This is a genomic window from Thioclava sp. F1Mire-8, from assembly GCF_002213165.1.
Taxonomy (GTDB): domain Bacteria; phylum Pseudomonadota; class Alphaproteobacteria; order Rhodobacterales; family Rhodobacteraceae; genus Thioclava; species Thioclava nitratireducens.
The window spans coordinates 659,736-673,954 of sequence record NZ_NBNY01000001.1; the positions used below are offsets into that span (position 1 = coordinate 659,736).

The 14,219-nt window shown below is 64.2% G+C and carries 13 protein-coding genes; 4 read left to right on the forward strand and 9 right to left on the reverse strand.

Annotated features, from left to right (window positions below; all coding sequences use genetic code 11):
- Positions 1-8: 8 nt before the first annotated feature.
- The 9 genes from B6V75_RS03025 to B6V75_RS03065 form a co-directional block, all read right to left on the reverse strand.
- Complete coding sequence (locus B6V75_RS03025; RefSeq protein ID WP_168174428.1) at positions 9-1,142, reverse strand: NUDIX domain-containing protein; 1,134 nt, start codon at positions 1,140-1,142, stop codon at positions 9-11.
- Positions 1,143-1,229: 87 nt separating this feature from the next.
- On the reverse strand, positions 1,230-1,715 hold the full coding sequence (locus tag B6V75_RS03030) for a TrgA family protein (RefSeq protein ID WP_088718680.1): 486 nt from the start codon (positions 1,713-1,715) through the stop codon (positions 1,230-1,232).
- Between the two features lie 154 nt (positions 1,716-1,869).
- A complete protein-coding gene (locus B6V75_RS03035; RefSeq protein ID WP_088718681.1) occupies positions 1,870-2,580 on the reverse strand; it encodes a ThuA domain-containing protein in 711 nt (236 codons plus the stop codon).
- The gene (locus tag B6V75_RS03040) at positions 2,580-3,446 is read right to left on the reverse strand and encodes an NAD(P)-dependent oxidoreductase (protein WP_088718682.1); all 867 of its coding nucleotides are present in this window, start codon (positions 3,444-3,446) and stop codon (positions 2,580-2,582) included. Before B6V75_RS03040 ends, B6V75_RS03035 begins: the two co-directional genes overlap by 1 nt.
- On the reverse strand, positions 3,446-4,972 hold the full coding sequence (locus tag B6V75_RS03045; RefSeq protein WP_088718683.1) for a sugar ABC transporter ATP-binding protein: 1,527 nt from the start codon (positions 4,970-4,972) through the stop codon (positions 3,446-3,448). Before B6V75_RS03045 ends, B6V75_RS03040 begins: the two co-directional genes overlap by 1 nt.
- Complete coding sequence (locus B6V75_RS03050) at positions 4,969-5,958, reverse strand: ABC transporter permease (RefSeq protein ID WP_088718684.1); 990 nt, start codon at positions 5,956-5,958, stop codon at positions 4,969-4,971. Before B6V75_RS03050 ends, B6V75_RS03045 begins: the two co-directional genes overlap by 4 nt.
- Before the next feature lie 10 nt (positions 5,959-5,968).
- Positions 5,969-6,943 carry an ABC transporter permease gene (locus B6V75_RS03055; protein WP_075776524.1) on the reverse strand — a complete coding sequence of 325 codons (975 nt, stop codon included), beginning with the start codon at positions 6,941-6,943 and terminating at the stop codon, positions 5,969-5,971.
- A 129-nt stretch (positions 6,944-7,072) separates the two neighbouring features.
- Positions 7,073-7,870, reverse strand: coding sequence for an SDR family oxidoreductase (locus B6V75_RS03060; RefSeq protein ID WP_075776525.1), 798 nt, complete (start codon positions 7,868-7,870; stop codon positions 7,073-7,075).
- Between the two features lie 77 nt (positions 7,871-7,947).
- Entirely contained in the window at positions 7,948-8,898 is a 951-nt protein-coding gene (locus B6V75_RS03065) for a sugar ABC transporter substrate-binding protein (protein ID WP_075776621.1), read from the reverse strand.
- A gap of 228 nt (positions 8,899-9,126) precedes the next feature.
- Between B6V75_RS03065 and B6V75_RS03070 the strand changes: the two genes are divergently transcribed.
- The 4 genes from B6V75_RS03070 (at position 9,127) to B6V75_RS03085 (ending at position 14,214) form a co-directional block, all read left to right on the forward strand.
- The gene (locus B6V75_RS03070; protein WP_088718685.1) at positions 9,127-10,932 is read left to right on the forward strand and encodes an extracellular solute-binding protein; all 1,806 of its coding nucleotides are present in this window, start codon (positions 9,127-9,129) and stop codon (positions 10,930-10,932) included.
- A gap of 11 nt (positions 10,933-10,943) precedes the next feature.
- Positions 10,944-11,747: an SDR family oxidoreductase gene (locus B6V75_RS03075; protein WP_075776527.1), complete on the forward strand. Its 804-nt coding sequence runs from the start codon at positions 10,944-10,946 to the stop codon at positions 11,745-11,747.
- Between the two features lie 89 nt (positions 11,748-11,836).
- A complete protein-coding gene (locus B6V75_RS03080; protein WP_075776528.1) occupies positions 11,837-13,138 on the forward strand; it encodes a Xaa-Pro peptidase family protein in 1,302 nt (433 codons plus the stop codon).
- Positions 13,139-13,215: 77 nt separating this feature from the next.
- On the forward strand, positions 13,216-14,214 hold the full coding sequence (locus B6V75_RS03085; protein ID WP_088718686.1) for a thiamine pyrophosphate-dependent dehydrogenase E1 component subunit alpha: 999 nt from the start codon (positions 13,216-13,218) through the stop codon (positions 14,212-14,214).
- The last annotated feature ends 5 nt before the right edge of the window (positions 14,215-14,219 follow it).

A 14,219-nucleotide genomic window follows, 5' to 3' on the forward strand; every position in this document is an offset into this window, starting at 1 on the left:
CCCCGCGATTACGCGACGCCCGCCATCCGCTGCAGTGCGGCGCGCTGCCCGGCGAGCCAGAGTGCGAGCACGACAAGCGGCGCATTGCCCGCCTCGCCGGTCGCCACCAGCGTCATCAGACGCTCGAACGGCACCAGATGAGCGCGGATATCTTCATGCTCATCGGCCTTGCCGCCAAGCTGCGCAGCCTCGTCGGGAAGATCGGCGATCCCGATATAGGAATAGACGAATTCGCTCTTGGCTCCCGGCGACGGATAGTAGCGCGGGGCCTCGATGAGGCGCGCAATCGTGATGCCCGCCTCTTCCCCCGCCTCGCGCAGCGCCGCTTCCTCGGGGGTCTCGCCGGGATCGACCCGGCCCGCGATCGCCTCGATCATCCACGGGTTCGGCTCACCGCGGGCCAGCGGCCCGGTGCGGATCTGTTCGATCAGCATCACCCGGTCGCGCACCGGATCATAAGGCAGAACGACGCTCGCATCGCCCGAAACGAAGGCCGCCCGGTCGAGCTTCGCGCTCATGCCTCCGGCAAAGAGCCGGTGTTCCAGCTTGTAATCTTCGACGGCGAAAAACTTAGCGTATGCAGTCTGTTGCGCGTCGATCTTGATGTCGCCATCCTGCAGGTCGCGGCGCAGGTCCTGCGCCATCGGGGCAGCGCGCGCCCGCAGGATGGAGGCCGCGCGCACGAGGATCGCATGATAGCGCGCATTGGCGGCGTCGGGCCCGACGGCCTGCGCTTCGGCGATGAACAGGCGCGCGGCTTCGGTCTTCAGCGCTGCCCATTTCGGCGCCCAGTCGCCGAGCGTCCACTCCGCGCCCACCTCCCAGCGATCGGCCTGCGGCAGCCAGAGCTTCGCGTCGCGAGACCCCGCCCCGGTTTCCAGCTCACGAATTTCGGCGTCGTAACCATCCTCGTACCACGCGATGCGCTCCGCCTCGGCCTCGGTCAGATCGGCCACGACCCCGCGCGTCACCGCCCCCGGCGTTTCGATCAGGATCGGAAAGCCCAGACCCTGCCCCTCGCGGCAGGCCTCGTGCGGCGCGAAACCTTCCAGCCGTGCCGGAACGAGCTGCGGCACACGTCCGATCACCGCCTCCAGCAGTGGCGGATGACAAAGCGTTCCGTAAAAGAAATGTGGTTGCATGAGCATCCCCGCAGCTTGGCGCATCATGCGCTTCAACCTGCAAGGCAAGCGCGCGATGTCAAGCCAAGGGTGCGGCCCGCGCGGTGTTCAGCGCCCGTAGCGGCGATAGGCGAACTCCGAAAGCAGGCCCGCGCCCATCGCGCCCAGACCGAGCGTGATGACCGGCGCCACCCCCAGCGAGGCCACCCCGATCGCGACACCCTGCCCGATGACATCGGTCACGGCGGAGAGCACGTCGTCATAGCGCATCCGCAGTGCCAGCTTCAGCATCTGGATTGTGCCGAGGAAGAAGAAGGTCCACATCAGGACATAGATCCCGCCGCGCAGCCCGTCATTGATTGCATCGACCCAACGCCGTCCCTCCGACACGCCCACCACGCGCCAACCAACCAGAAGCCCGAAGGAGCCCATGATCAGGCCCAGCTCTTTCGCGCCATCGACCCCAGCCGGAATCGCAGGCATGATCTGTTGGGCGGCGAAGAACCCCGTCGCCCCGAGCGCGAGCGCCGCGAAAAGTTTCGCGAGGGTCGGGATTTGCGCCTTCGACTTGCGCACTGCGATACGTTGCATCATTGCCGGGCCTCCATCTCGAAACCGATCCGGTCTGAGGGTGATCCCTACTGGTTAACGCGCGATTACGGCGAAACTATGAAAGACTGACGTAAGGTAATTCGGCATCAAGAAGGCCTCCGCGAAGGGCGCACTTGTCCGGTCGCGTCGCTCGCTTTCACACGTCAGGCCCCCGCGCCGCCCAATGCATCCCGCGCCGGATGATCTCGGTCACCTGCTCGACCTTCAGATCGTCGAGCGTGTGCCCGATCGAGCAATAGAAGATCCGCCCCTTGTCCCAGCGCCGCTTCCACACGACCGGAATCACCGTGCCCTCGATCCACCACAGGTGATCGCCCGAGAAGGTCGTCGTCGCGAGTACCTCGTTGCTCGGATCGGTAAGCATATAATACTGCTCGGATTTCAGCCGGAAGCTGCGGATGCCCTTCACGATCGGATCTGCGGGGCGGCAGATCGTGACGTCGTAATCGACGTAATCGTCGGTCGGCACAAGGTTGTCCGGCCAGCCCGGTGGATGGGCGACGAACTGCCCGCCGATCAGGAAGTGGTAGGTCGGGCGGTCGCGGAAGGCATCGCCCATATGGCCGTGCCAGCCCGCGAGCCCACAGCCGCCTGCAACCAGCTTGAGAAGCCCGTCCTCCTCCGCCTTGGTCATGTTGCCGAATTCCGGCTGGTGCGCGGAGCGGGCGGACGACCAGATCGGCACGATCAGGTCGCAATCAGCCATCTTCTCGGGCTCGGCAAGGGGCGCGAGCGTGTCATGCACCACCACCTCGAAGCCCTCGCCCTCCAGCAGGTCGCGGCACCAGTCTGCGAATTCGGTCGGCGCGTGGCCTTCCCAGCCTCCGACGAAGAGAACGGCTTTCATTATTTATCCTTTCGCGTGAAATCGACCATCGAAGCCATGTCGCGCGCCCCTCGGCCCGCAGCTTCGGCGGCGCGCAGCCGCTCCAGCACCACCTCGCCCTGCGGCAGCGCGACGCCAAGCTGCGCGGCCAGTGCCTGCGTGACCTCCATATCCTTGCGCGCCAGCGCCACTGTGAAACTGACCGGGTGGGCCGCCTCGTCCAGATAAAGCGGCTTGCGGTAGCTCAGCATCGGCGCGGCGGCGGCCGAAGCCTCGATCGCGGCAAAGGCCGTGCTTGTGTCGATGCCTGCCGCGTCGGTGAGGCTCAGCGCCTCGGCGAGGGTCTGGTTGAGGCTGTGGATCAGCATGTTCACGGCGAGCTTCATCACCGCGCCGTCGCCCACATTGCCCAGACAGATCACCGTCTTGCCCATCGCGTCGAGCGCGGGGCGCAGCGGCGCCGCCTGATCCTCGGTGCAGCCCACCATGATCATCAGGCTCGCCGCCTCGGCCGCGGCTGTGGAACCCGAGACCGGCGCGTCGATCACCTGCCAGCCTGCGGGGGCCTCGCCCGCGAGATCAGCGATATGTTCGGGGCTCATCGTGCCCATCTCAAGCACCGTCAGCGGACCGGACGCGGCGAAGAGACCGTCCTCTCCCAGATGCACGGCGGAGGACGCCGCGTCGTCGGAGAGCATCGTCACCACCAGTTCCGCCCCCTCGGCCAGGGCGCGCGGGGTGGCGGCCACCCCTGCTCCGGTCTCGGCGGCGAAGGTCTCGGCGCGGTCCGGAGAGCGGTTCCAGACCGTCACCTCGTGCCCGGCCGCGATCAGGTTGCGCGCCATCGGCGCACCCATCCGCCCGAGTCCCGCAAACCCGATCCGCATCACGCGACCTGTTCTTGCTCGATCCCGGAAATCGCGGCGACGAGACTGTCCTCGGTCACTTCCTCGGCGGTGAAGCGGCGCATCACGCGGCCATGATACATCGCGAGGATGCGGTCCGAGACATGAAGCACTTCGGGCATCTCCGAAGAAATCACGATCACCGCGTAGCCCGAGCGGGCAAGCTCGCGGATCAGGTCGTGGATCTCGGATTTCGAGCCCACGTCGATGCCGCGCGTTGGCTCGTCCACGATCAGGATGCGCGGATGCATCGCGAGCCATTTGCCGATCACGATCTTCTGCTGGTTGCCGCCCGAGAGATTGCCGACCGCCTGCCGCCAGCTGGGAGTCTTGATCTTCAGCGTATCGCGATACTGGTCGAAGATCGCGATCTCGGCCCCGTCCGACACGAACGGCCCCGAGGTCAGATCGCCCACCTGCGGCAGGGTGATGTTGTCGCGGCAGTTCATGCCAAGCACCAGCCCTTGTTCCTTGCGGCTTTCGGGCACCAGCGAGATACCCTTCGCGATCGCATCGGCGGGCGAGTGGATCGCGGTTTCCTTGCCGTCGATCTCGATCGTGCCGGCGGTGGGACGGCGCAGGCCGAACAGCGTCTCGGCGATCTCGGTGCGCCCCGCGCCCACAAGACCGTAGAAGCCCAGCACCTCGCCCTCGCGCAGCTCGAAGCTGACATCCTGGAACAGCTTGCCGCAGCTCAGCCCCTCCACCTTCAGGGCGACGTCACCGGTCTTCACCTCGGCATGCTGGCGGCGCGACAGGTCGAGCGAGCGCCCGATCATCAGCTGGATCACCTCGTCCTCGGTGGTGTCGCCGGCGACCAGCGTCCCGCGATAGCCGCCATCGCGCAGCACCGAGATCCGGTCGGCCAGCGTGAATATCTCGTCCATTCGGTGCGAAATGTAGACGATGCCGACGCCGCGCGCCTTCAGGTCGTTGATGATCTCGAACAGCACCACCTTTTCGGCATCGGTCAGCGAGGCGGTCGGCTCGTCGAAGATCACGACCTTCGCATCTACCGTCAGCGCGCGGGCGATCTCCACCATCTGCTGGTTGGCGATGGAGAGTGCGCCCACCCGGTCCTTCGGGCCGAAGCCGCAATTGAGGCGTTTGAGGATTTCCTCCGACTTGGCGAAGAGCGTCTTCCAGTCGACCCGGCCAAGGCTCCGGCGCGGGAGTTCACCTAGATAGATGTTCTCGGCGACAGTCATCTCCTCGGCCAGCGACAGCTCCTGGTGGATCAGCACCACGCCGCGCCGTTTTGCCTCGAGGGGCGTACGCATCGTGACCGGTTTGCCCTCGATCTCGATCGTGCCCTCGTCGGGTTGATACATCCCGGCGAGCACCTTCATCAGGGTGGATTTGCCCGCACCGTTTTCGCCCAGCAGCGCGTGGACCTCGCCTGCGCGGACGTCGAATGTCACGTCGTCCAGTGCGCGCACACCGGGAAAGGTCTTGACGATCCCCTTGAGTTGCAGCGCGGGGGTCTTGGTTTCAGCAGCGTCGCTCATACCCGAAGCTCCTCTTTGCCCTTGCGGTTGAGCTGCTTGTCGAGCAGCAGCACGGCGATCAGGATCGTCCCGAGGATCACCAGCACGTAGAAAGCGGGCACCTGCATCAGGTTCATCCCGTTGCGCAGGATGCCGATGGCGAGCACGCCGCCCAGCGTGCCGATGATATTGCCCGCACCGCCGTTCAGCTTGGTGCCGCCAAGCACGACCGAGGTGATGACCCACAGTTCGTAATTCGTGCCGAGGTTCGGCGTCGCCGCGCCCATCTGCGAGGACAGCGTGACCCCTGCAAGCGCCGCGAAGAAGCCGACGATCATGAAGTTGATCAGCATGTGCGGCCCCACGCGGATCCCCGCATTCACCGCTGCTGCCCGGTTGCCCCCCACCGCGTAGGTGTTACGGCCATGCACGGTGCGCGCAAGCAGCAGATGCACCACTACCGTGCAGACGAGGAACAGCACCGCCAGCGTCGGCAACGGTCCGAGATTGCTCGACCCGAAATCCGAGAAGGAGAAGTTCATCGCGAAGAAGGACTGTTCCTTGGTGTAGACGAAGACGAGCCCGCGCACGCCAAGCATCGCGCCCAGCGTCACGATGAAGGCATCGACCCCAGTTTTCCAGACGATGAACCCGTTGAGCGCGCCGAGGGCGGTGCCCGCTACCAGCGCCGCGATCACGGCGGGCAGGAGCGCCCAGTTGCCCCAGGCCGAGAACATATCCCAGCCCTGAATGTCGACGCAGAGGCTCGCCGCGAGGGCGACGACCGCACCGACGCTCAGGTCGATATTGCCGTTGATCATCACCAGCGTCATGCCGAGCGCGATCAGGCCGATGGTCGAGGTCTGCACGAGGATGTTCTGGAAGTTCTGCACCGCGAAGAAATACGGGTTCGCGAAGCTGAAGAACACGAATATCAGAACGATGAAGCCCCATATCGGGTTGGCTGCGAGCCAACGCACGGGCGATTTGATAACGGTATCCGCCATTGTCTCCTCCTCAGGCGATCGGGGAAAGCAGCCGGCCACGCTTGGCCGCGATGTCGAGCCAGACCGCGAGGATGATCACCACCCACGTCACAAGCCACTGCACGTAATATTCGAAGCCCATCAGCAGCAGGCCGTTCTGGATGAAGCCGAGGATCAGCACGCCGATCACCGTCTTCCAGATCGTGCCCGAGCCGCCCAGCAGCGACGTTCCGCCGAGGATCACGCCCGCCAGCACCTGCAGCTCGTAGCCTTGGCCCACGTTGTTCTGCGAGCCCATCACCCGGCTGCCGAGGATGATCGCGGCGATGGCGACGCCGGTGGCCGAGATCAGGTAGGTCAGGAACACCACGCGCGAGCGCCGCACGCCCGAGAACACCGCCGCCGTGGCGTTGCCGCCGGTGGCGTAGATGCGCCGTCCGAAGGGGGTGTAGGCCATCGTCAGGTGCAGCACGATCGCGCAGATCCCGAAGATCACGATGGGCGTCGGGATATCGAAGATCGAGCCGCGCCCGAAAATCTTGAACCAGGTCTGATCCTGATTGACGATATCGACGTTCTTGCCCCCCGAATAAATCAGCGTGAGGCCCTGTATCGCCGAAAGCATACCGAGGGTCACGATCAGCGAATTCAGCCGCGCGACGCCGACGAGCAAACCGTTCACCGCGCCGAGCGCCAGAGTGGCGACCAGCATCACACCAATCGCCGGTGCCGGGCCGATCTTGTCATGCAGATCGACCACCAGGACGGTCGAGAAGGACAGCATCGAGCCCACCGACAGATCGAGATTGCCGCCGATCACCACCACCGTCACGCCTAGCGCCATGACCCCGATGATCGCCGAGGAGCGTATCACCGAGAAGAGGTTCTCCGGCGACAGGAACCGATCCGAAAAGATCGAGAATCCGATCAGGAACAGAGCGAAGGCCACCAGGATGCCCTGCCGCGCCAGCACGCCGGCGATCGTTTTCCACCTGTCTCGGTTCATTCCACTCCCCCTGCTGTCACGCGCCACGCGCGCCGTGTGCGGGCTGCTTGCGGCAGCCGGCTTCTCCACATGCGAATTCGCCATTTTCTCCTCCCGTCGGGCAGCCTCCTCGCTGCCGCTGACGGCGGGTCAGACCAGTGTCATACCGCCGTCGATCATCACGATCTGTCCCGTCATGTAGTCACTGTCGGGCGAGGCGAGGAACGTCGTGGTTCCCGTGATATCGGCAGGTCGTGCGACCCGTCCGCGCAGGATGCCCGAGGCGAACTCCTCCATCGCCTGCCCGGGCGCCTGCGCCGCGCCGATCTCCATCAGGTCGCGATCGACCTCTTCCCACATCTCCGTCGCCACCACGCCCGGCGCGAAACCTGTCACGGTGATATCGTGCTTCGCAAGATCGCGCGCGCCTGATTGCGTCAGCGAAACCACCGCCCATTTCGAGGCGCAATAGGGCGCCACGTTGTCAAAGCCCTGACGGCTCGCGATCGAAGCGGTGTTGATGATCTTGCCACCACCGCCCTGCGCGATCATCTGATGGGCCGCTTCCTGCATCCCGATCAGAGTGCCGAGCCCATTGATATCCATGATGAAATGCCAATTATCTTCGGTCACGTCGAGGAAGTTCATCGGGCGATTGACGCCCGCATTGTTGAACACCACGTCGACCCGGCCGAATTCCGCAGCGACCTTCTGCATCATCGCGCGCACTTCGTCACGCTTGGTCACGTTCACCTGCGCCGACATCACCCGGCCACCCGCAGCTTCCGCGCGCGCCGCATTCTCCGTCGCAAGTTCGGCGACCCGCTCACCGTTGAGATCGGCGAAACAGACATCCGCCCCCTCATCCAGCAAAGCCTCGGCAATCGCGCGTCCAATACCGCGCGCAGCACCCGTCACGAGACAGACCCGTCCAGTTACGCGTCCCATCGAATTCTCCGTTTTTCCTGCAATAAGGTGGGCATGGGTCGCCCCGTGAGCTTGACCCATGCCCTGGGGAGGAGAGATCAGAAGGCAGGCTTCTTGAACTGGTCCATATTCTCCTGGGTGATCTGGGGCGTCTTGAAGTAGTTCATCTTCGGAACGTCCTTGCCCTGGATCACGTCGATCGCGGTCTGAAGCGCGTTCTTCGCATCGTCGATCGGCGACTGGTAGACCGAGCCGTAATACTCGCCCTTCTTCATCGCCTCGTAGCCGACCGCGAAGTTGGTGGCGCCGACGAACTTGATGTCCTTGGCACGACCCGCAGCCTTGGCGGCGTTGAGCGCACCGACGCCCATGTTGTCATCGGCCGCATAGACGCCGTCGATCTTCGGATATTTCACGAGGAAATCTTCCATGACGCGCTGCGACTTCTCGCGGTTCCAGTCGCCAGGCTGGGTGTCCATGATCTTCACGTCGGGGCAGGCTTTGGCCAGCTCGTCCTCGAAGCCCTTCTGGCGTTCGATCGCGGTGGTGTAGCCGGGCTTGCCCGAGATCTGCACGATGTCACCCTTGCCGTTGAGCCCGGTGCACATCATGTCCGCGGCTTCCTTGCCCTGCTCGATATTGTTCGGGCCCGAGAAGGCGGCGATGAAGGGCATGCCCTGCTCGGCGATGTTGGAGTTGGTGATGATGACCGGGATGCCCGCGTCATGCGCCTTCTTGACCGCCGGGACCACGGCCTTGCCGTTGGTCGGCCAGACGATGATCGCCTGCACTTTCTGCTGCACGAGATCCTGGATCTGCGCGATCTGGCGCGCCACGTCGCCGCCCGCATCGAGCACGACCGCATCGACGTCGGGATTGGCCGCCGCCGCCTCCTTGAAGGCCTTCTCATAGGTGGTCTGGTAGCTGTCCACCCCGACGTTGTTCTGCGTAATGCCGATCTTCATCTGTTCGGCCCATGCACCGCCGGCAAGCGCGAGCGTTGCGACTGCGGTGGTTCCGGCGACGAGCGCCTTCATCGATCTTTTCATCATTATCCTCCCATGATGTTTCAGTCCGGCCGTTGGTCAGCCGTGGCACCCACCCCCTCCTGAGTGTCTGCCATGCAGCCCGAATCCTCCGGCGGCACATCCTGATCATTCCGACAGCGGCCCCGGCTTTCGCCCGCCAACTTATCCATTTTGAACATCGTTACATCCATAATGGATATTTTTGCTAAGGTGAACGATCCTCGATCTGGACATCTTTCGGAGGACTTCATGGCGAAGCAACCAAAACCACAGCTCGGACACAGACGCGTGACCAAACTCGATCCGCAAAATATCCAACATGGACATTCCGGCGCCCCGGCGCCGTCCGCGTCCGTCGTTCAGGATCGGGACACCGCGCTGTCGATGATCGACCTGCTCGAGTCTCTTGCCGACGAGATCGATTCCACGCTCGCGCTCTCCACCCCAAACCCGTATCTCGCGATGGCCGCCCATCTGGTGCGCTGCCATCTGGAGGGCAAGATCGTCACGCCCTCCTCGCTCGTCGCGGCTTCGGGCGTGCCCTACGCGACGGCGATGCGCAAACTCTCGGACATGATCGATGCCGGGATGATCGAGCAACGCCCGCGCACTCGCTCTGGCAAGACCGTTTCGCTTCATGCCAGCACGCAGCTGCTGACGAACTGGGGACAGCTTTCCGATCGCGTCGCGCGTCTGGCCCGCAAGCACCTCGCCGACTCCGATGGGGGCGAGCGCGACTATTACTTCGGCGGCACCTACCTCGCCGGTCATTCGATTGCTCCGCCCTCGGTGCTGCCCGAACCGATCACCGTGCCGGGCGGCCTGCGCGTTCTGGTTCATGGCGATCCGACCTTCATGGTGATGGAGAACCTCAAGCGCCAGTTTGAACATATCGTGGGTACATCGATCTCGCAGCGGGCTTTCTCGATCGACCGGCTGCACGAAGAGACGCTGCGCAATGCTACCCGCAAGACCAGCCATTACGACATCATCGCCGTCGACCTGCCGTGGATCGGGGAATTCGCGAAGAAAGGGCTGTTGATGCCGCTCGACGAGGTGATGGATATCTCGCGCCTCGACCCGAGCGATTTCCATACCGCGGGCTGGCGTGGCGCGCATTGGGAGGGCCGCCCCTATGGCGTGCCCAGCCAGACCACGCCGGAACTGCTGTTCTACCGCAAGGATCTGTTCGCCGAAGCCGGGCTGAAGCCACCGTCCACGACCGATCTCGTGCTCAAGGCCGCGCGGCATTTCCACGACCCCACGCATGGCCGCTACGGCATCGCGTGGAACGCCGCGCGCGGCACCGCGCTGGGGCACACCTTCATCATGGCGATGGCCGATTTCGGCCAGCCGGTCGTCAATCTCGACCCGATCGCGGGCGGGTTCGACGCCGATCATCTCGATCGCGACGATTTCGTTGCGCAGTTCGACACTCCCGCGACCGAGGCGGCTGCAGAGTACCTGCTGCAACTGATGAGCGTCTCGCCGCCCGACATCCTGTCGATGTCCTGGTACGAGCGCGTGCGCCCCTACGCGGCGGGCAAGGTCGCGATGGCCTATGGCTATACGCTGCTCGCGCCGTATTTCGAACTCGACGCGAATTCGCCCGCGCATGACACGACCGGCTATCTTCCGCATCCGACAGGGCTTGGCGCGAAGCCGGTGGCGCCTGTGGGCGGATACGTGCTCGCGATCCCGGCCAATCTACCCGAGGAGCGGCGCGCCGCCGCGGCAGAGGCGCTGATCGCCTTCACCTCGCCTGCGGCGCAGAAACTGTACGTGCTCAACGGCAGCCGCACGGTGCCGCGCTACTCGGTAGGCGCCGATCCGCAGGTGCAGCATCTCTCGCCGATCTTCGAGGCGGTGGACGCGATGTCCTGGCGCGACGAGCTGCAATTCTGGCCGCGCCCGCCGCTGCCGAACATCTGCGAGCTGATCGAGATCTGCGGGCAGGAAATTCACGACATGCTGCGCGGGGTCACCACCCCGCGCGAGGCACTCGGCAAGGTCCAGATTCGGGCCGACCGGGTGCTGAGGACAGGTTCAAGTTAGGGAGGAAAGACATGGACCCCGATCGACTGAAGGGAAAGAACATCCTGATCACCGGCGCAGGCCAGGGCATGGGTGCGTGCAACGCGGAGTATTTCGCGCAGCAGGGCGCGAATGTCTGCCTGGGTGATATCGATCTCGACGCAGCCCAGGAGACCGCCGACCGTATCAACAAGGGCGGCAACGGCAAGGCGATCGCGGTGCGCATGGACGTCACCAAGCGCAAGGACAATGCCGATGCGGTCGCAGCCACCGTCGACGCCTTCGGCATGATCAATGTCGGCCTGTTTAATGCGGGCCTGAACAAGCCCCGGTTCTTCATGGATATCGATGAAGACAACTGGGATCACATCATGACGGTCAACACCAAGGGCATGTGGCTCGGCATGCAGGAAACCGCACGGCAGATGATCGCGCAGGGCAAGCAGGACTATCCCTACAAGCTGATCAACGTGGGCTCCGTCGCCTCGCGCAAGCCGCTGGTCGACGTGACGGTCTACTGCACCTCGAAATACGGCTGCCTCGCGCTGACCCATTGCGGGGCGATCGCGCTGGCAGAGCATGGCATCACCGTGAACGGCTACGCGCCCGGCGTGGTGAAGACGCCGCTCTGGGAGCAGCTCGACAAGGATCTCGTGGATATCGGCTTCAAGGAGCGTGAAGGTCAGGCCTTCGACGATCTGGCCGAAATCCTCGCGCTCAAGAAGGTCTCCTACCCGGATGACGTGAAGGGAACGGCGGCGTTCCTCGTCAGCCCGGAGAGCGACTACATGACCGGCCAGATGATCCATATCGACGGCGGCTGGGTCATCCAGTGATCCGCGCCTGAACCGGGCCAACACCCCGGAACTCTTAGACAATCGCAACCGAACAGGCGCGCCGGAACGGCCGCGCCGGGAGACATATCATGACCACGACCGCCCTCAACCCGCGCATTCTGCAACCCGGGGACATCGACCCGAACTGGCGCTGGGAAAAGCATATCCCCGCCTGGGGTCACACCTCGGTGGATTTCGAGCGCCGCGTCGATCACGACCGTCTGCGCCGCTACCGCCTCAGCCGCGCCAAGGATGCGCTGAAGAAATCGGGCTGCGGCTCGCTGCTGCTGTTCGATGTGAACAACATCCGCTACATCTCCGGCACCAAGATCGGCGAGTGGGAACGCGACAAGATGTGCCGGTTCTGCCTGCTCGCAGGCGATGAAGAACCCTATGTCTGGGACTTCGGCTCCGCCGCCGTGCACCACCGCGAATATTGCGACTGGCTCGACCCCGAGCGGATGCTGGCGGGCGTCGTCGGCATGCGCGGAACGATCCCGCCCTCCTTCGGACTGATGAAGAAATATGCCGAGGAGATCGCCTCGCTGATCAAGAAGGCCGGCATGGCCGACATGCCGGTGGGCGTGGACTATGCCGAGACGGCGATGTTCTTCGCGCTGAAGGAAGCCGGGCTGAACGTCGTGGACGGCCAGCAGGTCATGCTCTCGGCCCGCGAGATCAAGAATATCGATGAGATCCAGCTGCTCAACCAGGCGGCTTCGATGGTCGATGGCGTCTATCACATGATCCACGAGGAGCTGAAACCGGGCGTGCGCGAGAACGATATCGTCGCGATGTCGAACAAGCTCCTCTACGAGATGGGCTCGGACGACGTGGAAGCGATCAACGCGATCTCGGGCGAGCGCTGCAACCCGCACCCGCATAACTTCACCGACCGCCTGTTCCGGCCCGGTGATCAGGCCTTCTTCGACATCCTGCAAAGCTATCAGGGTTACCGCACCTGCTATTACCGGACCTTCAACATCGGTCGCGCGACGCCCTCGCAGAACGATGCCTACATCCGGTGCCGCGAATGGCTCGACAACGCGATCGCCCTGATCAAGCCGGGCGTCACCACCGATGTCGTCGCGAAGGCTTTCCCGAAATGCGAGGAATTCGGCTTCCCCGACGAGCTGTCGGCCTTCGGTCTGCAATTCGGCCACGGACTGGGTCTCGCGCTGCACGAACGGCCGATCATCAGCCGGGCGGTGTCGCTCGACAATCCGATGGAGATCCAGACCGGCATGGTCTTCGCACTCGAAACCTATTGCCCGGCCTCTGACGGCTATTCGGCGGCACGGATCGAGGAGGAGGTCGTGGTGACCGACAAGGGCTGCACCGTGATCAGCCTTTTCCCGGCCGAAGAGCTGCCGATCGCGGCCCGCTACTGACCGGCTCCCGGGCCCGCGCCATTCCGCGCGGGCCCGGACCTTACGCATAACGCCTACGCCAAAGGGGGGAGCGCGCCATGGCCAAAGCCACCAAGCGCAAGACGAATACCGAAGACTACCTGCGCATGTATCGCCAGATGGTGCGCATCCGCAGCTTCGAGGACAACGCCAACCAGCTGTATCTCTCGGCCAAGATGCCGGGCCTGACCCACATGTATTCCGGCGAGGAGGCCGTCGCGGTGGGCATCTGCGAGGCGCTGACCGACGACGACAAGATCACCTCGACGCACCGGGGCCACGGCCATTGCGTCGCCAAGGGGGCCGAGTTCAAGCAGATGTTCTGCGAGCTTCTCGGCAAGGCCGAGGGCTATTGCCGCGGCAAGGGTGGCTCGATGCATATCGCCGATCAGAGCCACGGCAACCTCGGCGCCAACGCCATCGTCGGCGGCTCGATGGGGATCGCCACAGGGGCCGCGCTCTCGGCCCGGCGGCTCGGGCGCGACGACGTGACCGTCTGCTTCTTCGGCGACGGCGCGACCGCGCAGGGCCTTTGGTACGAGGTGATGAACATGGCCGCGCTCTGGAAGCTACCGGTCATCTATGCCTGCGAGAATAACGGCTATTCCGAATACACCAAGACCGACGAGATCGCCGCTGGTTCGCTGACCGCGCGCGCCGAGGCTTTCGGCATCGAGAGCTTCGAGGTCGACGGGCAGGACGTGCTGGCGGTGAACGATCTGGCGCAGCGACTGGTCGCCCGCGCCCGCAAGGGCGAAGGCCCGTTCTTCATCGAACTCAAGACTTACCGCTATCACGGTCACCATGTCGGCGACATCAACCGCGACTACTACCGCTCCAAGGACGAAGAGACGATCTGGAAGGAGCAGCGCGACCCGATCATCAATTTCGGCAAATGGCTCGTCGGCGAGGGCGTCGCGAGCGATGCGGAACTCGAGGAGATCCGCGAAGCGGTGAAGAAAGACGCCGCCGACGCCGTCGAATATGCGCTGGCCGCCGCCTACCCCGATCCGGGCGAGGTCGACATGCATGTCTACGCCCCCAACGACGCCGCCTGAGGAGG

Coding starts and splice junctions, on each gene's coding strand:
- B6V75_RS03025 (WP_168174428.1), bottom strand. CDS start 1,142: ATGCAACCACATTTCTTTTACGGAACGCTTTGTCATCCGCCACTGCTG.
- B6V75_RS03030 (WP_088718680.1), bottom strand. CDS start 1,715: ATGATGCAACGTATCGCAGTGCGCAAGTCGAAGGCGCAAATCCCGACC.
- B6V75_RS03035 (WP_088718681.1), bottom strand. CDS start 2,580: ATGAAAGCCGTTCTCTTCGTCGGAGGCTGGGAAGGCCACGCGCCGACC.
- B6V75_RS03040 (WP_088718682.1), bottom strand. CDS start 3,446: ATGCGGATCGGGTTTGCGGGACTCGGGCGGATGGGTGCGCCGATGGCG.
- B6V75_RS03045 (WP_088718683.1), bottom strand. CDS start 4,972: ATGAGCGACGCTGCTGAAACCAAGACCCCCGCGCTGCAACTCAAGGGG.
- B6V75_RS03050 (WP_088718684.1), bottom strand. CDS start 5,958: ATGGCGGATACCGTTATCAAATCGCCCGTGCGTTGGCTCGCAGCCAAC.
- B6V75_RS03055 (WP_075776524.1), bottom strand. CDS start 6,943: ATGAACCGAGACAGGTGGAAAACGATCGCCGGCGTGCTGGCGCGGCAG.
- B6V75_RS03060 (WP_075776525.1), bottom strand. CDS start 7,870: ATGGGACGCGTAACTGGACGGGTCTGTCTCGTGACGGGTGCTGCGCGC.
- B6V75_RS03065 (WP_075776621.1), bottom strand. CDS start 8,898: ATGAAAAGATCGATGAAGGCGCTCGTCGCCGGAACCACCGCAGTCGCA.
- B6V75_RS03070 (WP_088718685.1), top strand. CDS start 9,127: ATGGCGAAGCAACCAAAACCACAGCTCGGACACAGACGCGTGACCAAA.
- B6V75_RS03075 (WP_075776527.1), top strand. CDS start 10,944: ATGGACCCCGATCGACTGAAGGGAAAGAACATCCTGATCACCGGCGCA.
- B6V75_RS03080 (WP_075776528.1), top strand. CDS start 11,837: ATGACCACGACCGCCCTCAACCCGCGCATTCTGCAACCCGGGGACATC.
- B6V75_RS03085 (WP_088718686.1), top strand. CDS start 13,216: ATGGCCAAAGCCACCAAGCGCAAGACGAATACCGAAGACTACCTGCGC.